Origin of the sequence: Rahnella victoriana (assembly GCF_021276285.1) — a bacterium.
Classification (GTDB): domain Bacteria; phylum Pseudomonadota; class Gammaproteobacteria; order Enterobacterales; family Enterobacteriaceae; genus Rahnella; species Rahnella victoriana.
In genome coordinates this window covers 635,606-657,088 of the sequence record NZ_CP089919.1, presented here as the reverse complement: position 1 = coordinate 657,088, position 21,483 = coordinate 635,606, and the positions used below count along the sequence as shown (strand labels likewise).

17 protein-coding genes and 1 other RNA gene are annotated in these 21,483 nt (G+C 53.9%); 13 read left to right on the top strand and 5 right to left on the bottom strand.

Going from position 1 to position 21,483, the window contains the following annotated elements:
• Window positions 1–66: 66 nt before the first annotated feature.
• The 6 genes from J9880_RS03225 (at window position 67) to J9880_RS03200 (ending at window position 10,208) form a co-directional block, all read left to right on the top strand.
• Window positions 67–3,165, top strand: a complete 3,099-nt coding sequence (locus J9880_RS03225) for a beta-galactosidase (RefSeq protein ID WP_232770066.1) — start codon at window positions 67–69, stop codon at window positions 3,163–3,165.
• A gap of 60 nt (window positions 3,166–3,225) precedes the next feature.
• Window positions 3,226–4,494 (top strand): MFS transporter, encoded by a 1,269-nt coding sequence (locus J9880_RS03220; RefSeq protein WP_095924826.1) that lies wholly within the window; start codon window positions 3,226–3,228, stop codon window positions 4,492–4,494.
• Between the two features lie 135 nt (window positions 4,495–4,629).
• Window positions 4,630–5,535, top strand: coding sequence for a small-conductance mechanosensitive channel MscS (gene mscS, locus J9880_RS03215; protein ID WP_119826888.1), 906 nt, complete (start codon window positions 4,630–4,632; stop codon window positions 5,533–5,535).
• A 178-nt stretch (window positions 5,536–5,713) separates the two neighbouring features.
• Window positions 5,714–6,331 carry an arginine exporter ArgO gene (gene argO, locus J9880_RS03210; protein ID WP_095924828.1) on the top strand — a complete coding sequence of 206 codons (618 nt, stop codon included), beginning with the start codon at window positions 5,714–5,716 and terminating at the stop codon, window positions 6,329–6,331.
• A gap of 103 nt (window positions 6,332–6,434) precedes the next feature.
• Complete coding sequence (locus J9880_RS03205; RefSeq protein WP_217151432.1) at window positions 6,435–7,175, top strand: oxidative stress defense protein; 741 nt, start codon at window positions 6,435–6,437, stop codon at window positions 7,173–7,175.
• 249 nt (window positions 7,176–7,424) lie between these two features.
• A complete protein-coding gene (locus J9880_RS03200; protein WP_232770065.1) occupies window positions 7,425–10,208 on the top strand; it encodes a M66 family metalloprotease in 2,784 nt (927 codons plus the stop codon).
• A 65-nt stretch (window positions 10,209–10,273) separates the two neighbouring features.
• On the opposite strand, the gene J9880_RS03195 is transcribed toward J9880_RS03200, so the two are convergent.
• Window positions 10,274–11,104 carry an SDR family oxidoreductase gene (locus J9880_RS03195; RefSeq protein ID WP_095924831.1) on the bottom strand — a complete coding sequence of 277 codons (831 nt, stop codon included), beginning with the start codon at window positions 11,102–11,104 and terminating at the stop codon, window positions 10,274–10,276.
• A gap of 107 nt (window positions 11,105–11,211) precedes the next feature.
• On the opposite strand from J9880_RS03195, the gene J9880_RS03190 reads away from it, so the two are divergent.
• The gene (locus J9880_RS03190) at window positions 11,212–12,117 is read left to right on the top strand and encodes a LysR family transcriptional regulator (RefSeq protein WP_232770436.1); all 906 of its coding nucleotides are present in this window, start codon (window positions 11,212–11,214) and stop codon (window positions 12,115–12,117) included.
• A 28-nt stretch (window positions 12,118–12,145) separates the two neighbouring features.
• Here the strand turns inward: J9880_RS03190 and J9880_RS03185 are convergent, their stop codons facing one another.
• Complete coding sequence (locus J9880_RS03185; protein ID WP_013576793.1) at window positions 12,146–13,048, bottom strand: LysR family transcriptional regulator ArgP; 903 nt, start codon at window positions 13,046–13,048, stop codon at window positions 12,146–12,148.
• 227 nt (window positions 13,049–13,275) lie between these two features.
• Between J9880_RS03185 and rpiA the strand changes: the two genes are divergently transcribed.
• Both rpiA and serA read left to right on the top strand, forming a co-directional pair.
• Window positions 13,276–13,938, top strand: a complete 663-nt coding sequence (gene rpiA, locus J9880_RS03180; RefSeq protein ID WP_095924833.1) for a ribose-5-phosphate isomerase RpiA — start codon at window positions 13,276–13,278, stop codon at window positions 13,936–13,938.
• Window positions 13,939–14,275: 337 nt separating this feature from the next.
• Complete coding sequence (gene serA, locus J9880_RS03175; protein ID WP_095924834.1) at window positions 14,276–15,514, top strand: phosphoglycerate dehydrogenase; 1,239 nt, start codon at window positions 14,276–14,278, stop codon at window positions 15,512–15,514.
• Between the two features lie 66 nt (window positions 15,515–15,580).
• Here serA and J9880_RS03170 read toward each other — a convergent pair whose 3' ends face one another.
• The 3 genes from J9880_RS03170 to zapA form a co-directional block, all read right to left on the bottom strand.
• Window positions 15,581–16,177, bottom strand: coding sequence for a 5-formyltetrahydrofolate cyclo-ligase (locus J9880_RS03170; RefSeq protein ID WP_195816713.1), 597 nt, complete (start codon window positions 16,175–16,177; stop codon window positions 15,581–15,583).
• Window positions 16,178–16,216: 39 nt separating this feature from the next.
• Window positions 16,217–16,400, bottom strand: a non-coding RNA gene (ssrS, locus tag J9880_RS03165) — 6S RNA.
• A gap of 47 nt (window positions 16,401–16,447) precedes the next feature.
• The gene (zapA, locus tag J9880_RS03160) at window positions 16,448–16,777 is read right to left on the bottom strand and encodes a cell division protein ZapA (protein ID WP_013576788.1); all 330 of its coding nucleotides are present in this window, start codon (window positions 16,775–16,777) and stop codon (window positions 16,448–16,450) included.
• Between the two features lie 253 nt (window positions 16,778–17,030).
• On the opposite strand from zapA, the gene J9880_RS03155 reads away from it, so the two are divergent.
• Genes J9880_RS03155 through ubiI form a run of 4 tightly spaced genes read left to right on the top strand, consistent with a single transcriptional unit; the run spans window position 17,031 to window position 21,368 of the window.
• Window positions 17,031–17,603: a YecA/YgfB family protein gene (locus J9880_RS03155; RefSeq protein WP_095924836.1), complete on the top strand. Its 573-nt coding sequence runs from the start codon at window positions 17,031–17,033 to the stop codon at window positions 17,601–17,603.
• Window positions 17,604–17,627: 24 nt separating this feature from the next.
• Window positions 17,628–18,944, top strand: coding sequence for a Xaa-Pro aminopeptidase (gene pepP, locus J9880_RS03150; protein ID WP_095924837.1), 1,317 nt, complete (start codon window positions 17,628–17,630; stop codon window positions 18,942–18,944).
• Window position 18,945: 1 nt separating this feature from the next.
• Window positions 18,946–20,124 (top strand): 2-octaprenyl-6-methoxyphenyl hydroxylase, encoded by a 1,179-nt coding sequence (gene ubiH, locus J9880_RS03145; protein ID WP_131694097.1) that lies wholly within the window; start codon window positions 18,946–18,948, stop codon window positions 20,122–20,124.
• 17 nt (window positions 20,125–20,141) lie between these two features.
• Window positions 20,142–21,368, top strand: a complete 1,227-nt coding sequence (gene ubiI, locus J9880_RS03140; RefSeq protein WP_232770064.1) for an FAD-dependent 2-octaprenylphenol hydroxylase — start codon at window positions 20,142–20,144, stop codon at window positions 21,366–21,368.
• Window positions 21,369–21,483 lie beyond the last annotated feature (115 nt).

Genomic DNA, 21,483 nt, shown 5'->3' with positions numbered 1-21,483 from the left:
CTTACGCCTCACGGTTACGCATGTTTATATGATTGTGAGCGCATAACAATTTAGCGGGGAAACATTATGACGTCATCATCGGAAGATACATTATCATCACTGGCCACTGTTCTGGCCCGCCGTGACTGGGAAAAACCGGCCTCGACGCAGTGCAACAGATTACCTGCGCATCCGCCATTCAGCAGCTGGCGAAATGCTGAGGAAGCCAGAGAGGGTAAGGCTTCAGAGCAAGTTCGCAGCCTGAATGGCGAGTGGGTATTCAGCTATTTCACCCGTCCCGAAGCCGTGCCGGAGCAGTGGCTGCAACAGGATCTGGACGGTGCCGATCCTGTGCAGGTGCCCTCTAACTGGCAACTGGCGGGATACGACGCGCCGATTTATACCAACGTTCAGTATCCGATCCCGGTCAATCCGCCGTTTGTGCCGGAAGAAAACCCTACCGGTTGTTACTCGCTCACAGTTTCTGTGGATAATGACTGGCTGACCTGCGGGCAGACGCGCATTGTGTTCAACGGCGTGAATTCTGCTTTCTACTTATGGTGTAACGGTCAGTGGGTCGGCTATTCGCAGGACAGCCGTTTACCGGCCGAATTCGATCTCAGCGGTGTACTGCATGCGGGTGAAAACCGGCTGGCGGTGATGGTGCTGCGCTGGAGCGACGGCAGCTATCTGGAAGATCAGGATATGTGGCGCATGAGCGGGATTTTCCGCGATGTCGCCTTGCTGCATAAACCGGCGGAACAAATTACTGACATGCAGGTGCGCACGCATCTGTTCCACGGCTTCACGCAGGCTGAGCTGGAAGTGCAGGTCAGCGCCGCCGTGCCACAGGAAAACGCCGCGGATTATCAGGTGCGCGTCCAGTTGTGGCAGGGCGATAAACCGGTGGCGGAACATCAGCAACCACTCGGCAGCGACATCATTGATGAACGCGGGGCGGCCTTTGACCGCACCACGCTGCGTCTGCCGGTCAGTCAGCCTGCCTTGTGGAGTGCGGAACAGCCCGCATTATACCGCGCGGTGGTTTCCCTGATTTCGCCGCAGGGTCAGCTTATTGAAGCCGAAGCCTGCGACGTCGGTTTCCGTCAGGTGGAAATCAGCAACGGGCTGCTGAAAGTGAACGGCCAGCCGGTACTGATCCGCGGCACCAACCGTCACGAGCACCATCCTGAAAACGGTCAGGTGATGGACGAAGCGACGATGCGCCGCGACATCGTGCTGATGAAACAGCACAACTTTAACGCCGTGCGCTGCTCGCATTACCCGAACCACCCGCTGTGGTACAGACTGTGCGACCAATACGGCCTGTATGTGGTCGATGAAGCCAATATCGAAACCCACGGCATGCAGCCGATGAACCGTCTGTCGGATGATCCGGTGTGGTTCAATGCTTTCAGCGAACGCGTTACCCGTATGGTTCAGCGCGACCGCAACCATCCGTGCATCATCATCTGGTCACTGGGCAACGAATCCGGCCACGGCGCGACTCACGATGCGCTTTACCGCTGGATCAAATCTGTCGATCCGACCCGTCCGGTGCAGTACGAAGGCGGCGGCGCCAACAGCGCGGCAACTGACATTATCTGCCCGATGTATTCCCGTGTTGAGCAGGATCAGCCCTTCCCGGCAGTGCCGAAATGGTCAATCAAAAAGTGGATCAGCATGCCGGACGAAACGCGTCCGCTGATCCTCTGCGAATACGCCCATGCGATGGGCAACAGCTTCGGCGGCTTCGATAAATACTGGAAAGCGTTCCGCCAGTTCCCGCGTCTGCAGGGCGGTTTTGTCTGGGATTGGGTCGATCAGAGTCTGCTGCGCACCGGCGAAGACGGCGGGCGTTATATGGCCTACGGCGGTGATTTTGGCGATACGCCAAACGACCGCCAGTTCTGCATGAACGGTCTGGTGTTTGCTGACCGCACGCCGCACCCTTCGTTGTTTGAAGCGCAGCGCGCCCAGCAATTCTTCCAGTTCTCGCTGATCAGCACCGCGCCGCTGACGCTGGAAATCCACAGCGAATATCTGTTCCGTCACAGCGACAACGAACAACTGGTCTGGCGCATCGAACGTGACGGTGAGGTGATTTCGCAGGGCGAGGCCGCGCTGAATATTGCGCCAAACGGCAAGCAAACCCTGAATCTGGGCGATATCCCGCCGGCAGAAGGCGATCTGTGGCTGAACGTCGCCGTGCATCAGCCGCAGGCGACGGCCTGGTCAGACGCCGGTCACCGCAGTGCCTGGGATCAATGGCAGCTGCCGCAGCCGCTGACGTTGCCGGTTCCCGAAAAAATCTCCGCCGCCGCGCCGGTGCTGGATCAGCAGGGCGATCAGATCACGGTATTGCATGGCGCGCAACGCTGGCAGTTCAGCCATCAGAGCGGATTGCTGGAGCAGTGGTTTGATGGCAAAAAACCGCGTCTGCTTTCTGCGCTGCGTGACCAGTTTGTCCGTGCGCCGGTGGATAACGATATCGGCGTCAGCGAAGTCACCCGTATCGATCCGAATGCCTGGGTTGAACGCTGGAAAGCCGCCGGGATGTATCAGCTGGAATCGCGTTTATTAAACATTTCCGCCGATCAGTTGCAGGACGGCGTGGTGATCATCACCACCCACGCGTACATGGCGGGGGAAGAAACGCGCCTGCTGAGCCGCAAGATTTTCCGCATCGATAATCAGGGCGAGCTGCATATCAGCGCCGATGTCCGCGTGGCGTCAAACGTGCCGTCGCCGGGACGTATCGGCCTCACCTGTCAGCTGGCGGAAACGGCAGAGAATGTCAGCTGGCTGGGGCTGGGACCGCATGAAAACTATCCGGATCGTCGTCTGGCCGCACAACACGGGCGCTGGACGTTGCCACTTGGCGAACTCTACACGCCCTATGTTTTCCCGACCGAAAACGGCCTGCGTGGAGAAACCCGCGAGCTGGATTACGCCGGATGGAAGCTGCGCGGCAATTTCCACTTTGGCCTGAGCCGCTACAGCCTGCAACAGCTGATGGAAACCAGCCATCGCCACCTGTTGCGCGAAGAAGAGGGCACCTGGCTGAACATCGACGGCTTCCATATGGGCGTCGGGGGGGATGATTCGTGGAGTCCGAGCGTCAGCCCTGATTTCCTGCTGACCGCCGGCCAGTATCGTTATTCACTCACCTGGAAACGTGCCTGACATCCCGCGCTGTGGCGTTAACGCGCCGCAGCGCAGTATTCAGACGTAAGGAAACTGCTTATGTATTACCTGAAAAATACTAACTTTTGGATGTTCGGGCTGTTCTTCTTCTTCTACTTTTTCATCATGGGAGCCTACTTCCCGTTCTTCCCGATCTGGCTGCATGACATCAATCAGATCAGCAAAAGTGACACCGGCATTATCTTTGCCAGCATTTCGCTGTTCTCGCTGTTGTTCCAGCCGGTGTTTGGTTTACTGGCCGATAAACTGGGGCTGAAAAAACATCTGTTGTGGATCATTACCGGCATGCTGATCCTGTTCGCGCCGTTCTTTATCTACGTGTTTGGCCCGCTGCTAAAAATCAATATCTATCTGGGATCGGTGGTCGGCGGGATTTATCTTGGCCTGATTTACAACGCCGGTGCGCCTGCGATTGAAGCCTATATCGAAAAAGTCAGCCGTCGCAGCAGCTTTGAATTTGGCCGCGCGCGGATGTTCGGGTGTGTCGGCTGGGCGCTGTGTGCGTCGGTGGTTGGCATCATGTTTACCATCGATAATGAATTCGTGTTCTGGCTCGGCTCCGGCTGTGCGGTTATCCTCGCCATCCTGTTGCTGATCGCCAAACCGGAAGTCACCTCCAGTGCCCGCGTGGCTAATGAACTGGGGGCGAACACCAAACCCTTCAATCTGAAACTGGCCGTTGAACTGCTGAAAGATAAAAAACTGTGGTTCCTGGCGCTGTACGTCATCGGCGTTTCCTGTACCTACGACGTGTTCGACCAGCAGTTTGCTAACTTCTTTACCTCGTTCTTCACATCTTCTTCAGAAGGCACGCGCGTCTTTGGCTATGTGACCACCATGGGCGAACTGCTGAACGCCTGCATCATGTTCTTCGCGCCGCTGATCGTTAACCGCATTGGCGGCAAGAATGCGCTGTTGCTGGCCGGGACGATCATGTCAGTGCGCATCATCGGCTCCTCTTTCGCGTCATCGCCGCTGGAAGTGGTGGTACTGAAAACCCTGCATATGTTTGAAGTGCCGTTCCTGATTGTCGGTTGTTTCAAATACATCACCTCCGTCTTTGAGGTGCGTTTCTCGGCAACGATTTATCTGGTGACGTTCTGCTTCTTCAAACAGGTGGCGATCATCTTTATGTCGGTGTTTGCGGGCAACATGTATGACCGTATCGGCTTCCACGGCACCTATCTGATCCTCGGCTTAGTCGCGCTGACCTTCACGGTGATTTCTGCCTTTACGCTGACCGGACGCGGACCGCTTCAGGCATTCAAAACGCCTGAGCCGCTGAATAAGAGTGCTGTAAATTCTTAATTTATCTGAAGTCCTGACCGTCAGATTGGCACTTCATCGCATTGTTAGTTAACCTTAAAGCACACTTGCTGCCCGCATCGTCGGGCAGCTTTGGTTTCTTGCAGCCCGTCAGGGTGTAATTTTGAGGTACTTTAAATGGATGATTTGAACGTTGTGGGCAGCATTAACAATGCTGGCAACTGGTTGGTAAGAAACCAGGCGTTACTGCTTCATTACGCTGTGAATATTGTGGCCGCTATTTTCATTCTGATTGTGGGGATGATCATCGCCCGCATCGTTTCCGGCGCGGTCAGCCGGGTGTTAAAAGTTCGCGGTATCGATGTCACGGTTTCCGACTTCCTTTCCGCCATGGTGCGTTATGCGATTATCGCGTTCACGCTGATTGCGGTGCTGGGACGGATAGGCGTGCAAACCACCTCGGTGATCGCGGTGATCGGTGCCGCCGGTCTGGCCGTCGGTCTGGCATTGCAAGGCTCGCTGTCTAACTTTGCAGCAGGCGTTTTGCTGGTGATCTTCCGTCCGTTCCGTGCCGGTGAGTATGTCGATCTCGGCGGTGTGGCGGGGACTGTCACTCAGGTGCAGATTTTCTCCACCACCCTGCGTACGCCGGACAACAAAATCATTGTGGTGCCGAACGGCAAAATCATCGCCGGTAACATCATCAACAACTCCCGCGAACCGACCAGCCGTATCGACCTGACCATCGGCGTGGGTTATGACTCGGATATCGATCTGGTGAAGAAGATCCTGACCGACATCATCACTGCCGATCAGCGCGTATTGAAAGATAAAGACGTGGTGGTTCGCCTGAACGAAATGGCGGCCTCAACCCTGAATTTCATCGTTTACGCCTGGACCAACAACGGTGATGCGCAGAACGTGAAATGGGATCTGCTGGAATCGTTCAAACGCGCGCTGGATAAAAACAACATCAATATTGCTTATCCGCAAATGGATGTTCATCTCTATCAGGTCGCTAATGCAGCGGCCAGTCAGCAGGAAGAACAACGCGCGATAGAGCAGAAAGGGACGGCGGAGTAATTCTTCCCGAATCCCTACGATGACAGGCGCCTGCGGGCGCCTTTTTCATGCCCGAAACCCCCGCCCGCCGATGATAAGCCAGCCTAATGACCAATTAGAAATATCCATTTCCTCTTATGCCAGCAAAGCCCTTACACTGCGCGCAATCTCTGTTATTTATTTTCTGAAGGAGTTCTCCGTGCTGGCTATTTTCCTGCAAGGACTGGCGATGAGCGCCGCAATGATTTTACCGATTGGACCGCAAAATGCGTTTGTGATGAATCAGGGCATCCGCCGTCAGTATCATCTGATGATTGCCGGGTTGTGCGCCCTGAGCGACATTGCGCTGATTTGCGGCGGCATTTTTGGCGGCAGCGCGCTGCTGAGCAAATCCCCGACCTTACTGATGCTGGTGAGCTGGGGCGGCGTGGCGTTTTTACTCTGGTATGGCTGGGGCGCGTTTCGTACGGCCTTCAGCAAAAATCCCGAACTGGCGCAGGCCGAAGTGGCGAAGCAAAGCCGCTGGAAAATCGTGGTCAGCATGCTGGCGGTCACCTGGCTGAATCCGCACGTATATCTCGATACTTTCGTGGTACTCGGTAGTCTGGGCGGCAGTCTCAGCCATGATGAGCGTTCATGGTTTGCACTCGGTGCGGTCAGTGCATCGGTGATGTGGTTCTTCGGGCTGGCGATCCTCGCCGCCATGCTCGCGCCCTGGCTGAATACCGGTAAAGTGCAGCGGGTCATTAACTTTATCGTTGGTATGATCATGTGGGGAATTGCAATACAACTGGCACGTCAGACCGGGGTATTTTAAGTTTTGTCACTAATCTTAGTTTCTGTTGTAACGGATTATGCTACGGTTTCGCAGATTGTTTGACCTATCTATTGCCAGATCTTTGATGATTAATGGAGGCACTGTGAAACTGAAAGCATTGGCTGTAGCAGCGATGTTGGGATTAGGGACATTACCGCTGGCGTTACAGGCGGCAGAATTACCTGCCGGGCCGCACGTCGTGACGTCAGGCACCGCAAGCGTGGATGCCACGCCGGATATCGCGACGCTGGCAATCGAAGTCAGCGTGTCAGCGAACGATTCAGCCAGCGCCAAAAAGCAGGCTGATGAGCGCGTGGCGGCATATTATGCGTTCCTGCAAAAAAACGGCATTGAGAAAAAAGACATCAATGCGGCCAACCTGCGTACACAGCCGGAATACAATTACCTGAAAGACGGCACCTCACAGCTGAAAGGCTATCGTGCGGTACGTCAGGTGCAGGTGACCTTGCGTCAGCTGGATAAACTGAACGAATTGCTGGATGGCGCACTGAAATCAGGTCTGAATGAAGTGCGTGCGGTTGAACTGGGCGTGGCTAATCCGGATAAATTCCGTGATGAAGCACGTCAGAAAGCCATCGAAAACGCCACGCAGCAGGCGAAATCACTGGCTGAAGGTTTCCATACCAAACTGGGACCGGTTTACAGCATTCGTTATCACGTGGCTAATTACCAGCCAATGCCGGTGGCGCGCATGTATAAAACCGCCGAAGCCGCAGGGCAGAGCGATGTTGCGCAGACCTACGAACAGCAGAGTATTCACTTCGACGATCAGGTCGATGTGGTATTTGAATTGCAGCCACAGGCACCTGCTCCGGCTCAGTAAGCATGATGCTGTAAAAATGAAAAAACCCGCTCCGGCGGGTTTTTTATTATTCCTTTTAAATAAGTTGTCAGTTCTATTATTTTTCAATTAATTAGTTTTTCGTATGGTTTGAGGAAAGATAATTGTCGTTAATATATTAACTGTTTTAAAAATAACATTCAGTATGGGAAGGCGATATTAACAGCGAGAATAATGGGGATACATGAAGACATAACATCTCAATTATTTTTCTGATTCTATGGACTGAATATGAATATTCATAAAACACTTCTGGCAATCGCAATAAGCGCAGGCAGTTTTTCTGCCTGTGCCAGCATCGCTCCGTTAGTTTTCCATCAACAAGATGACGCCATTAACAGCCTGACGGGTTCCCTTAAAGGGCAAGTGAAGTTTGCTCAAACCCATACCATTGATCCTGCTAATAACAGCGCGCAGGAAATGCCGCGTCTGGTCAGCCTGCGTGACACGTTATTTATGTTTATCCCGCATTCGGACAGCACGGGAACAAAGTACACAATACAGCTGACGGATAAAAAGGGCGTCAGCCATGGTCCGTTTACGCTTGCTCCGCCTTCCGCATTGCCAGCCAGTGACAAGGCAGATCCGGCTGACAGCGCACATCCCGACGTGGTGTATTCCGATAATGCCTACAGCGCGAAAATTTCCTGGGATCTGATCGAACCCGGAATGGTGATTTCAATTTCCGATGAAAATGGCCACACGGGCCTGCTGGCGGATATTGATGTGGGCGCTGAAAATGAGGTCATGATCCAGAATATCCGGCTCGGAATGCTGACTGAACCGGCGAAAACCAATGAACTTGAGGGTAATTCCACCTTAGCGGCGGATTATTTCCAGAAAATACCGGTCTCACGGCTGATTGTCGGAAATTACTCCCCGCTGCACCTGACTAAAGTTGTGCTGTCAGATGGCAAGGTTTATGACTATCAAAGCGATACCACCGGGGATGTGTACAGCGGTGATATGCGCGAGGATATCGCCAAGAACCTGATTTCGATGGGCATTGATAATGCCAACTTCGGCATTAATGATTCCGCAGGTTCAACGCAATGGCAACCGGCGTGGTTTAATATTTATGCTGTGCATGAGGCATGTGGCTTTTATCAAAACGGTGTCGTTGAGCATGGCCTGAGCGGTGGAAACGGGATGGCAACGCTGACTCAGACCACCGGCAATGAATTCAGCCATGAACTTGGGCATGCATACGGATTGGGTCATTATCCTGGCGGCGGCATGTGGTCGACACATAATCCGAATTCCGGCTGGGGCTGGGACAGCTTTAATAACCGTTTTATTGCGAACTTTTTCTGGAATCAAAGCGGGAATACAGTTTCTGAAGGTTACACCACACCGCCATTCGCGGGTATCTATCGCTTCAACAACGATGCGATGGGGGGCGGGGTAGCCAGTTCGCCTTATTCTGCCTATACCTTGTATACCGGCTATTCCCAAAAACGTATTCAGGCCGGAATGGAAAGTACCGGTGTCATTTCTGAGGCCGCTTCTTCGGGTTATCTGATCTGGGATGAAGATAAGCATGAAATGGTTGAACGTAATGATCCAACCCGACTTAAGCCGGTGAAATTTGGCGTTCCTGTGACGACTCTGGTCGGTTTTTACGACCCTGCTAAGGACGTGAAAGGCTACATTTACCCGCCGATGACCAGCAGTTATGGCTACGTCTATGCGCCACAGCCGGTGAAAGGGGGGCAATGCTGGGCGGAAGTGACCTTTGCCGACAATCACAAACAACGTTATCCGCTGGCAGGTGCCCGTCATAACACCGCGCGTATGAATAAATTCCATTTCAATGTTGAAACCGCGAGGAACCCGCAATCCGTCTCCGTGAATTGTCCGCAAGAAGACATGAGTGCGGCTTACGATACCTGGAGAAATGACTACTTCGGCGTGGAAAGAATTAAGAACTGGAGTGCCGACAAAAACGGTGTTGCGGGAGATGTTTACCTCGACACCGATGGCCGCTATTTCAAGCTTAAACATCCGGGTTATTGGTATTACCCTGCGGGTACACAAAGTAATAACGATTGGGAATATCTGACCAATGAGAAGGCGTTGAACGATCTTTTCGCGGCAGAACTCGCCGGGCAAAGCTATGACAGTATGGGCGTTGAATTACTCGACCAGCGTACTATTGAACCCGCCACCGTTGAACCTGCGCCCGCTGTCGTCATCGGGAAATCTGAGGGTTTCACTCAGGTGCTGGAACAGACGATCCGGTTTGAACAAAATGCTCAGCTAAAACCTCACAGCTATGCCACTGTTGAGGCTTTCGAAAAGGATGTTCGCACCTCTTATGGGAAAAGCGACATTAAAACCTGGAGCTCAAAAGGTAAAGACAGCGGTATGCCGGGAGACCTGTACGTCTATGAAAACCCGTACACCAAAACCCGCGACTACTTTATTCTTAAGCAAAAGAACTACTGGTATTTCCCGACCAGCCAGCAGTCTACTCAGGTTTGGGGATATATAGGTTCAGCGACACAATATGTTCATAATGACGTTTCGCCGCTGTTTGCACATATCAACAAATCTCTTTCAACAGAAAGCTTGCTGAAAAAATATTTCTCCAGGGAGGATATTTTTAGCTGGTCTCAGCGAAAGGCCACCACGCAAGACAGAGAGATATTCGTCTATCAGAACCCTCACAATAAAGATAAGGAGTATTTCCTTCAGCGCAACAGGACGTCCGGGCATTATTTCCCAACCAATAAAAAATCGAATGCAGACTGGTATTATATTGGCGACGAAAAAACGCTGGAAGCGATGAAGCAACTCTCTCAGGCTGATATGGAACAGCAGTTATTGTCATGGTATGGCAAAACCGAATTCAAGCCGTGGCAGAGCAATGCGACCAACAATACGATCGGTGACTTATATAAAAATGACAATAAGGGAACCCAGGATTACTTCATGCTGAAAACGCCAACCTATTGGTACTTCCCGACTAACCTCACATCAAACAACGACTGGGAATATTTAGGCAGTTATTAACCTTTCCCACATAATGGAAAAACCCGCTCCGGCGGGTTTTTTATTTGTGAACATTTACATCGCGGTCAGGACTCTTTATCCGCCGAAAACGTCACGCCTTTCTGTGCTTCCAGCGCCCGCAATCTTTCCGTCAGTGCGTGGCTGATTGAGGCATAAGCGGTACTGCCCAGCGCCAGACGCAGCGGTGGATTCACTTCACCGGCAGCGGCGATCATCGCCCTGACGGTGTTCAGCGCGTCACCTTTAATGGCAAAATCACCGGAAGCTATCGCCCGGCGGACCTCTCCGGCAGGTGTTTTTTCATAGCAAGGCAAGGGTGTTGCATGATCCAGCCCGGTGCCGAATTCAGTGCGGGTCGGGCCGGGTTCGATGATCAGGAAATCAATGCCAAACGGTGCCACCTCCTGCGCAACGGATTCAATAAAACCTTCAATTCCCCATTTGGTTGCATGATAAAGGCTGAAATTCGGATAGGCGATCTGTCCGCCTTCTGATGAAACCTGCACAATCCGGCCGCCGCCTTGCGCGCGCAGGTGCGGCAAAACGGCGCGGATCAGTTGAATGGAGCCGACCAGATTGGTTGCGATTTGTCTGTCGATTTGTGCGTCACTGATTTCTTCCCCCGCACCGAACAAACCATATCCCGCATTGCTGACCACGACATCAATTCGCCCCATCTTAGTGAATGCCCCGGCGACGGCCGTTCTGATTGACTGCGTCTCTGTCACGTCAAGCGTGATGATATGCAACTGATCACCATAGAGTGCCTGTAAGGTGTCGAGCGCACCCGGCTTGCGTAAGGTGGCGATCACGCGGTCACCGCGCTCAAGTAGCTGTTCAGTGAGCAGCCGTCCCAGGCCGGTCGATGTGCCTGTAATAAACCATGTCTTTGCCATTCTCAAATGCCTCTGTTGCAGGAGTTGCCAGACATTCAGGGTAGGGCAATACTATTGTTGCGTTAATACCCCATAAACTGCATGAACAGGTGAATAAAATCACACCAATGAGCAAACCGACACTGGCAGAACTCAGGGCCTTTATGGCCGTAGCCGAACACCGCAGTTTCCGCCGCGCCGCCGATCTTCTCGGCATCACGCGATCCTCGCTCAGCCACATTATGCGCGGGCTTGAAGACCGTCTGGGTGCACGACTTTTACACCGCACGACGCGCAGTGTGTCGCTGACCGACACGGGGGAACGCCTGCTTAAACGGATTGACCCGCTGATGAGCGGCCTTGATGCTGCGCTGGAAGATGTGGCGGGCGAGCAGGGACGGCTGACCGGCGAATTGCGGATAAACGGCAGCGAAGGCGCTATCCGCCTGTTGTTACGAGAGATTGTGCCGCAATTCATGGCGCGTTATCCCGGCATTACGCTGGATCTGGTGGCGGAAGGAAAGCTGGTGGATATTGTCGGGGAAGGGTTTGATGCAGGGATCCGGCTGGGGGAAGCGGTTCCCCGGGACATGATCGCGGTACGACTCAGTCCCGATATGCGTTTTCTGGCCGTGGCCTCGCCGGATTATCTTGCGGCGCATCCCGCCCCTGAAACGCCGGATGATCTCGCCCGTCATCAGTGTCTGCGCCAGCGCCTGCCCAGTGGCAAACGCTATCGCTGGGAATTTCAAAAACGCGCAGAGGAAGTGGCGATGGACGTGCCGATGGACGTGCCGGGAAGTCTGACACTGGATAATACGCAACTGATGGTGGAGGCTGCGCAGAACGGGCTGGGGATCGCATATGTTCCTGAGGATTATGCGCAGGTTGCGCTGAAAGAAGGGCGTTTAAAGACGGTGCTGGATGACTGGTGCCCGCCGATCCCAGGTTTATTTCTTTACTTCTCGGGCAACCGGCATGTGCCCGCGAGCCTGCGGGCATTGATAGATCTGGTCCGGGAGAAAAGCGGTTAAACGCCACTTTTCACGCCGGATCATTCCGTCAGTCCTGACGCAATACCTGATGGCCGTGGGCGATCAGCGCGTCGGTCACTTTACGCATCATGCGGCTTTCCGGCGCGAAACGGTGCCAGTACAACATCCGGCGCTGGAACAGACCCGGTGTCAGGTCGATCAGTTCGCCGCTTTCCAGTTCTTTCTCGATTTGCAGATGCGGGATCATGCAGCAGGTGGTGCCCTGACGGGCGAGCTGGACGAACGCTTCTGACGAGTTAACGATGTGGCACGGCACGCTGCCCGGCGACAAGTCGAAATTCTGTTGCAGGAAAGCCTGATGCATATCGTCCAGATGGTCGAACGCCACCGCAGGCGCTTTCAGTAAGGCCGAACGGGTGACGCCATTCGGGAAATAGCGGTCAGCAAAAGGCTTGGAGCCGACAAACAGATAGTCCAGCGCACCCAATTGATCCACCAGACAGCTTGGCAACGGTTGTGGCTGAATACTCACCGCCCCGACCACTTCGCCGCGACGCAGACGTTCCTGAGTGCGCGTTTCATCTTCCACCTGTAAATTCAGGCGGATAGGGGAATCAACCAGCACCGATTTCAGTGCCGGTAACAGCCAGGTTGCCAGGCTGTCGGCGTTGACCGCCAGCGAAAGCAACAGCGGCGTATCATTGCTTTCATTGTTGCTGTCACTGCCCAGCCACTCTTCTTCCAGCAATTCCACCTGATGTAACAACGCCAGCAGTTTCTGACCCTGCTCGGTCGGGCGAGGCGGAACGGTACGCACCAGCAGCGGCTGGCCGAATAAATTTTCCAGTTGTTTAATACGCTGAGAGACCGCCGATTGTGTGATGCAAAGTTTCTGCGCAGCGCGCTCAAAACCGCGCTCACGGATCACCGCGTCCAGTGCCTGTAGCGTTCTATAGTCCGGGCGTTTCATCGGAATTCTGTCCCTTGGATTTAATTTTATCCGGACACTATGCCACAGATTGTCAGGTTTTGTGGTGAGGAAAATCGGAGGAATGGCAGCACAATTGCACTTAATAAGTGTGATCTGGTCACGCACCTGGTCGCCCAATTTGCCGGGACATGCTTTATAATCACCGGCAGAATTCGTTTCATCCCACTATTCACAGCACTTTCGTGTTATCAGACAGAGAAGCCATTATGACGCAGGAAGAATTGAAAAAAGCAGTCGGCTGGGCCGCGCTGGATTACGTGACTCCGGGCACCATTGTAGGTGTCGGCACCGGATCTACCGCCGCGCATTTCATTGATGCACTGGGTTCTGTCAAAGGCCAGATCGAAGGCGCAGTGTCCAGCTCCGATGCCTCCACCGCAAAACTGAAAAGCTTAGGCATTCATGTTTTCGACAGCAACGAAGTGGATTCTCTGGATGTGTACGTTGACGGTGCCGATGAAATTAACGGCTCAATGCAGATGATCAAAGGCGGCGGCGCGGCGCTGACCCGCGAAAAAATCATTGCCGCGATCGCCAAAAAATTCATCTGCATTGTGGATGCTTCCAAACAGGTCGATGTACTGGGCAAATTCCCGCTGCCGGTGGAAGTGATCCCGATGGCACGTTCTTATGTGGCGCGTGAACTGGTGAAACTCGGCGGCCTGCCGGAGTACCGCCAGAATGTGCTGACCGATAACGGTAACGTGATCCTCGATGTGCATAATCTGAATATCGTCGATGCCGTCGCGATGGAAAATAAGATCAACAGTATTGCCGGTGTGGTGACGGTGGGGCTGTTTGCTAACCGTGGCGCGGACGTGGCGCTGGTCGGGACATCTGAAGGCGTTAAAACTGTTAAGCTGAAATAAGACAGCGATAAGCAGAAGATCTGGCTGCTCAGACAAAAGCAGCCAGACACACTCCTGTCATAACGCAATGTTATGAAGATGATAATTTTCTGACTGAATCATCTTTTCTTCAGAAGCCGTAATTTGGTGACTTATGTCACATTCCTGTGTTTCTCCTCCAGAACGTCTGGCTCCGCAAAATCTAACCAGCATGAAATGCTAAAAACCATCACGCGCGGTGAGCCTTCTGCTACCGGGCAGGCAATCGTTTGTATTGATGATGGCGGATTTTTTGTTATGTTGACGGGGAGCAGTCACCTTGCAGTCAGATTTCAGTCAGAAAATATAGGGTCGGGAAATGGCAAAAGTATCACTTGAGAAAGACAAGATTAAATTTTTGTTAGTGGAAGGCGTCCACCAAAGTGCGGTTGATACACTCCGTGCCGCGGGTTACACCAATATTGAATTTCACAAAGGTGCTTTAGACACGCAATCGCTGAAAGAATCGATCCGTGATGCGCACTTTGTTGGACTCCGATCGCGTACTCAGCTGACTGAAGAAGTGTTCCAGGCAGCAGAAAAACTGGTGGCTGTTGGCTGTTTCTGTATCGGTACCAATCAGGTGGATCTGAAAGCCGCCACCCGTCGCGGTGTTCCGGTCTTTAACGCGCCGTTCTCCAATACCCGTTCTGTGGCGGAAATGGTACTGGGCGAAATGCTGCTGATGATGCGCGGCATTCCGGAAGCCAACGCCAAAGCACACCGTGGTGTCTGGAACAAGCTGGCAGTCGGATCCTTCGAAGCGCGCGGCAAACGTCTGGGCATCATTGGTTACGGCCACATCGGTACGCAGTTGGGGATCCTCGCGGAAAGCCTGGGGATGCGCGTCTTCTATTACGACATCGAAAGCAAATTGCCATTGGGTAATGCGCAGCCGATTGCCTCGCTGGAAGAATTGCTCAACACCAGCGACGTCGTGACGTTACATGTGCCGGAAACCCTGAGCACCAAAGACATGATTTCTGAAGTGCAGCTGGCACAGATGAAGCCGGGCGCACTGCTGATCAACGCCTCACGTGGCACCGTGATCGACATTCCTGCGCTGTGCAATGCACTGCGCAGCAAACATTTGTCCGGCGCGGCCATCGACGTCTTCCCGGAAGAACCGGCAACCAACAGCGATCCGTTTAATTCACCGCTGTGTGAATTCGATAACGTGCTGCTGACGCCACACATCGGCGGTTCCACCATGGAAGCGCAGGAAGGTATCGGCCTCGAAGTGGCAGGCAAACTGGCGAAATACTCTGACAACGGTTCTACGCTGTCAGCGGTTAACTTCCCGGAAGCATCGCTGCCCGCTCACACCGAGAAAGCCAGCCGTCTGCTGCATATTCACGAAAACCGTCCGGGCGTGCTGACCAGCATCAACCAGATTTTCGCGGAGCAAGGTATCAACATTGCTGCACAGTATCTGCAAACCAGCCCTGAAATCGGTTATGTGGTTATCGATGCAGAAACAGATACCGCAACACTGAATACCGCGTTGCAGCTGATGAAGGCCATTCCGGGCACCATCCGCGCCCGTCTGCTTTACTGATCTCAGCCTGAAATGACAAAGGCGCCTGAGGGCGCCTTTTTGCTGTCTGCGGTTTAGCGCCTCTTTCTACCACGTCCATACTTTGCCGGGGGTAATCACCTGCGGCAAAGGCACATCCCAGTGTTCCACCGGCAGGGCATCGACATGCTGACAATCGTGCGCCAGACCAATCGGATAAGGTCCGCCATTCTTCCAGCGTTCCAGCGTGCGGTCATAAAAACCACCGCCCATGCCTAAACGTTGCCCGACGCTGTCGAACGCCACCAGCGGCGTCAGAATGATATCCAGCCGGGACAGCGGAATGACCTGCGTGACATCCAGTTGCGGTTCGAGAATATTGAGACGATTACGCACCAGCGGCGTGTCAGGGGTATAACGCAGGAAAAGCAGGTTACCGGGGACGAAAGGGTGCAGCACCGGCAGACACAGTTGTTTGCCTTCACGCCACAGACGGGCGATGACGGGTGCGGTATCGAGTTCACCATCAAAGGACAGAAACAGGGAAACGGTGATGGCAGATTGAATCTCAGGATGCGTGGCGACACGTTCTGCGGCCTGCAGGGCAAAAGCGGTTTGCTGTTCAGTGGTCAGCGCGTTTCTGCGTTGGCGTATTTCATTGCGGATGAGGTGTCGGGCTGAAGCGAACAAAGGTGTGTAAGGCATAGATACAAACACCAGAAAGGGATGTACCGAAAAGAAAGGGGAATCTCCGAGATGCCGTCGCAGGCTGTAACCCTTGAACCCATGGTTCAAGGTGAACGTGCTGTCGCAATCTTTAGGCTTCTCGGACGGACCGAGCATGCGCACCGATTACGGATCATCACATTCTGTTGGTACTAATTATCGGCTCAGGGGACGGGCCCGCTGGCGAACATCTCAGAGAAATTTTTTACCGTTTCTGACGACCTGTGACCAGTCAGTCAGCAACGTGTGTTATTCGAAAGGCGCCCCTTCACGTTCAGAGATCCGGCCTTGTTCGAGCAATGCCTGCTCGATGGTTTGTTGCAACATCCGGATACGTTGTTCCATATTGGATGCATAATCGCGCGTTTTCAACCTTTCCTGAGCAAGTTCGTGACACACGTTCAATGCCGCGATGAAGACCAGTTGCTCTGTATTGGTGACTCTAGTGCGAACTTTCAGATCTTGCAACCGCTGATTAAGATCTTCAGCTGCCAGATTCAGTGCTTCCTGTTGTTCTGGCGGACAATTCACCCGTAAAGAGCGACCAAAAATTTGAATATCTACCGGTTGTGCAGACATGCCACCTTCCTGCTGATTTATTCGTCCGCCCCAACGTGACCACTACGACCTGGCGCAGGATGTTGGAAGCGGGCGCCACTATAACTATCTCAATACCAGGTTACAACCCCATGACCGACTGACTGCTGCCCGATTGTTCAGGGCGTGCCATTCATGCCTTAGACCACCCAATCGCGGGCTGCTAATCTGGTACTACGACAGACCTTGGTGGTAGCATAACACGAACTTAACCTGCCAACGATGGCGAATGCGCATGTCTATTGAGAATACTTACCCTACTTACGATTCGTTGGATCAAAACCTGAAACAACAATCGGTTGCTCTGACCGCAGCAGAAATGCACGGTTTGATCAGTGGCTTGCTGTGCGGCGGTAATCGCGACGGCAGCTGGCTGACTCTGGTTCATGATCTGACCAACGAAGGCATCGCCTTCCCGCACACGCTGGCGGATTTGCTGCAACAACTGCGCAAAGTCACCGCAGATACGCTGGAAGATGACAGCTTCGAATTTAAAATGATGATGCCGGATGACGATAAAAACGTCTTTGAGCGTGCTGATGCACTGGCGGGCTGGGTTAACCATTTCCTGCTGGGGCTGGGCATGATGCAGCCAAAACTCGCTAAAGTGAAAGGCGAAGTCGGTGAGGCGATCGACGATTTGCGTAGCATCGCGCAACTCGGTTACGACGAAGATGAAGATCAGGAACAATTAGCGCAGTCTTTAGAGGAAGTGGTGGAGTACGTCCGTGTGGCGGCCATCCTGTGCTTTGGTGAATTCGGTCACAGCCGCCCGACGGCTGCAGAAAATCACCGTACATTGCATTAATTAAAACGATTTCAGGAGAAGGTGATGACTCAGCAAGAGTACGAGAATCGTCGTCAGGCGCTGTTAGCGAAGATGGCACCGGGAAGCGCGGCAATCATTTTTTCTGCGCCGGAAGCACCGCGCAGTGCCGACAGTGAATACCCGTATCGTCAGAGCAGTGATTTCTGGTATTTCACCGGATTCAATGAACCGGAAGCGGTGCTGATCCTGGTGAAAAGTGATGAAAATCATAACCACAGCGTCCTGTTCAACCGTGTTCGTGATCTCACTGCTGAAATCTGGTTTGGTCGTCGTCTGGGTCAGGACGCGGCACCCGCTAAACTTGGCGTGACCAAAGCGTTGCCGTTTGACGATATCAACGACCAGCTTCACCTTCTGCTTAACGGCCTCGACGTGGTGTACCACGCGCAAGGCGATTACGCCTATGCCGATGACATCGTGAACCGTGCGATGGAAAAACTGCGTAAAGGTTTCCGTCAGAATTTCTCTGCTCCGGCCACGGTCACCGACTGGCGTCCGTGGGTGCATGATATGCGCCTGTTCAAATCAGCGGAAGAAATCGCCATCATGCGCCGCGCCGGACAGATCACCGCGCTGGCCCATACCCGCGCGATGGAAAAATGCCGTCCGGGCATGTTTGAATACCACCTTGAAGGCGAAATTCATCACGAATTTAACCGTCACGGCGCCCGTTATCCTTCCTACAACACCATTGTGGGCGGCGGCGTAAACGGCTGCATTCTGCATTACACCGAAAACGAATGCGAACTGCGTGACGGCGATTTAGTGCTGATCGACGCCGGTTGTGAATATCAGGGTTATGCCGGTGATATTACCCGTACGTTCCCGGTGAACGGCAAATTTAGCAAAGCGCAACGTGAAATCTACGACATCGTGCTGGCGTCAGAATACAAAGCGCTGGAAGTCTTCGGACCGGGCAGCAGCATTCAGGCCGCGACCGAAGCCGCAGTGCGCGTGATGATTGAAGGCCTGATCAAACTCGGCGTGATGAAGGGCGACGTCGAAACCCTTTACGCTGAACAGGCGCACAAACAGTTCTTCATGCACGGTTTATCGCACTGGCTGGGGCTGGACGTGCATGACGTCGGCCATTACGGCTCGGCAGATCGCAGCCGTACGCTGGAACCGGGCATGGTGCTGACCGTTGAACCGGGCCTGTATATCGCGCCGGACGCCGACGTCCCCGAAGCGTACCGTGGCATCGGTATCCGTATCGAAGACGACATTCTGATCACCGCCACCGGCATTGAAATTCTGACCGGCGATGTGGTGAAAGAAGCCGATGATATTGAAGCCCTGATGGCGGCGGCACAGAAATAATATGAGCATTGTCATTGTTGGCGGCGGGATGACCGGCGCAACGCTGGCGCTGGCGATTTCCTCGCTGACCGAGGGGCGCTTGCCGGTGCATCTGGTGGAAGCCACTGCGCCTGAACATCACGGACATCCGGGTTTTGATGCCCGTTCGATTGCGCTGGCACAAGGCACCTGCCAGCAATTATCGCGGGTGGGTATCTGGCCTGCGCTGGCGAATATCGCCACGCCCATCCGGGATATCCACGTCAGCGATCGCGGTCACGCGGCCTTTGTTAACCTCAATGCCGCGCATTATGGCGTTGAGGCGCTGGGGCAGGTGGTTGAGTTGCATGAAGTCGGTAAGCGCCTGTTTGCGATGCTGAAAAATGCCCCCGGCGTCACGCTGCATTGTCCGGCCAAGGTCACGGATGTCGCACGTTCGCAAGAGTCTGCCAGCGTGACACTCGACAACGGTGAAACGCTGACCGCACAACTTCTGGTGGCGGCGGACGGCTCACACTCCTCACTGGCCAAAGCCTGCAACATTGGCTGGCAGCGTGAAGATTACGGTCAGATTGCCGTGATCGCGAATATCGCCACCAGTGAGCCACACCACAACCGGGCGTTTGAACGCTTCACGAAGCACGGACCGCTGGCGTTACTGCCGATGTCCGATGGCCGCAGTTCGCTGGTCTGGTGTCATCCGCGCGAAGCCAAAGAAGAGATCGATAACTGGAGTGAAGCACAGTTCCTCAGTGAGCTGCAAAAAGCCTTCGGCTGGCGGCTGGGTACCATGAAACAGGCCGGTAAACGGTTCAGTTATCCGCTGCAATTGCAGCGAGCCAACAGCCATATCAGCCACCGTCTGGCGCTGGTGGGGAATGCGGCGCAAACACTGCATCCGATTGCCGGACAGGGTTTTAACCTCGGTCTGCGTGATGTCATGACACTGGCCGAAACGCTGGCCAATGCCGCGGCACAAGGCGCGGATGTTGGCAGTTACCGCGTGCTGAGTGACTATCAGCAGCGCCGTCAGCCCGATCAGCAGGCAACCGTCGGCGTGACCGACGGCCTGATCCACCTCTTTGCCAACCGCTGGCTGCCGTTAATGGTCGGACGTAATCTCGGCTTACTGGCGATGGAAGGCATTACGCCATTACGCGATGCGTTTACCCGAAGAACTTTAGGCTGGGTTGACCGTTAAGCCTTACAGGAAAAATTATGCAATCTTTTGATGTGGTTATCGCCGGTGGCGGAATGGTCGGTCTGGCGCTGGCGTGCGGATTACAGGGCAGCGGTTTGCGCATTGCGGTGCTGGAAAACCAGCAACCGGATCTCGATTCGCCGTTACCGGAACAGCCGGGTTTACGGGTTTCGGCAATCAATGCCGCCAGCGAACGTCTGCTGAAATATATCGGCGTCTGGGACAACATCATTGCTCAGCGTGCCAATGCCTATCAGGGGATGGAAGTCTGGGATCGTGACAGCTTTGGCAAAATCGCCTTCCGTGGCGAAGAATATGGCTTCAGCCATCTGGGTCACATCATTGAGAATCAGGTGATCCACCGTGCGCTGTGGCTGCGTGCGGAAAAATCTTCCGACATCACGTTGCTCGCACCCGCCACATTGAAGAACGTAGCCTGGGGCGAAAACGAAGCGTTTATCACCCTTAATGATGATCGCCAGCTCAGCGCGCGTTTAGTGGTCGGCGCGGACGGCGCACAGTCATGGCTGCGCCAGCATGCCGACATCCCGCTGACTTTCTGGGATTACCGTCATCATGCACTGGTAGCGACCATCCGCACGGAAGAGCCGCACCAGTCTGTGGCACGTCAGGTCTTCCACGGCGAAGGCATTCTGGCATTTCTGCCGCTGGCGGATACTCATTTGTCTTCCATCGTCTGGTCAGTGTCACCGGATGAAGCACAGCGCCTGAGCGCGCTGGAGCCTGAAGAGTTCAACAAAATCCTCGCCAGCACTTTTGACCTGCGACTTGGCGTGTGTCGCGTAGAAAGTGAGCGCCTGACCTTCCCGCTGACCGGCCGTTATGCCCGCAGCTTTGCCGGACAACGTCTGGCGCTGGTCGGCGATGCGGCACACACCGTGCATCCGCTCGCCGGACAGGGCGTGAACTTAGGCTTTATGGATGCTGCTGAACTGGCGTCTGAAATCAAACGTCTGCAAAAAGAAGGCAAAGATTTCGGCCAGCACATGTACCTGCGCCGTTACGAGCGTCGTCGTAAACACAGCGCGGCGCTGATGCTGGCGGGTATGCAGGGCTTCCGCGAACTGTTTGCCGGGGATAATCCAGCCAAAAAACTGCTGCGCGACATCGGCCTGACGCTGGCGGATTCCCTGCCGGGTGTGAAACCGAAACTGGTCCGTCAGGCCATGGGGCTGAACGATTTACCCGAATGGTTACGGGACGATTCACTTCGATTGAAATAATCTAATTTCAGCTCAATTTTTCCATTACATTTTCTAATCCGGGGTCGAATTTTTCATTCTGCAAATGGTGAGAAATCCGGCCTTGTCGTTATATAACATCGATACTTTTGCGGTT

Excerpts from the sequence above, each read along its gene's own strand:
- mscS (WP_119826888.1), top strand. The coding sequence starts at position 4,630 with ATGGATGATTTGAACGTTGTGGGCAGCATTAACAATGCTGGCAACTGG.
- J9880_RS03185 (WP_013576793.1), bottom strand. The coding sequence starts at position 13,048 with ATGAAACGCCCGGACTATAGAACGCTACAGGCACTGGACGCGGTGATC.
- rpiA (WP_095924833.1), top strand. The coding sequence starts at position 13,276 with ATGACGCAGGAAGAATTGAAAAAAGCAGTCGGCTGGGCCGCGCTGGAT.
- ubiH (WP_131694097.1), top strand. The coding sequence starts at position 18,946 with ATGAGCATTGTCATTGTTGGCGGCGGGATGACCGGCGCAACGCTGGCG.
- J9880_RS03170 (WP_195816713.1), bottom strand. The coding sequence starts at position 16,177 with ATGCCTTACACACCTTTGTTCGCTTCAGCCCGACACCTCATCCGCAAT.
- J9880_RS03225 (WP_232770066.1), top strand. The coding sequence starts at position 67 with ATGACGTCATCATCGGAAGATACATTATCATCACTGGCCACTGTTCTG.
- J9880_RS03200 (WP_232770065.1), top strand. The coding sequence starts at position 7,425 with ATGAATATTCATAAAACACTTCTGGCAATCGCAATAAGCGCAGGCAGT.
- zapA (WP_013576788.1), bottom strand. The coding sequence starts at position 16,777 with ATGTCTGCACAACCGGTAGATATTCAAATTTTTGGTCGCTCTTTACGG.
- pepP (WP_095924837.1), top strand. The coding sequence starts at position 17,628 with ATGACTCAGCAAGAGTACGAGAATCGTCGTCAGGCGCTGTTAGCGAAG.
- J9880_RS03190 (WP_232770436.1), top strand. The coding sequence starts at position 11,212 with ATGAGCAAACCGACACTGGCAGAACTCAGGGCCTTTATGGCCGTAGCC.
- ubiI (WP_232770064.1), top strand. The coding sequence starts at position 20,142 with ATGCAATCTTTTGATGTGGTTATCGCCGGTGGCGGAATGGTCGGTCTG.
- J9880_RS03195 (WP_095924831.1), bottom strand. The coding sequence starts at position 11,104 with ATGGCAAAGACATGGTTTATTACAGGCACATCGACCGGCCTGGGACGG.
- serA (WP_095924834.1), top strand. The coding sequence starts at position 14,276 with ATGGCAAAAGTATCACTTGAGAAAGACAAGATTAAATTTTTGTTAGTG.
- J9880_RS03220 (WP_095924826.1), top strand. The coding sequence starts at position 3,226 with ATGTATTACCTGAAAAATACTAACTTTTGGATGTTCGGGCTGTTCTTC.
- J9880_RS03155 (WP_095924836.1), top strand. The coding sequence starts at position 17,031 with ATGTCTATTGAGAATACTTACCCTACTTACGATTCGTTGGATCAAAAC.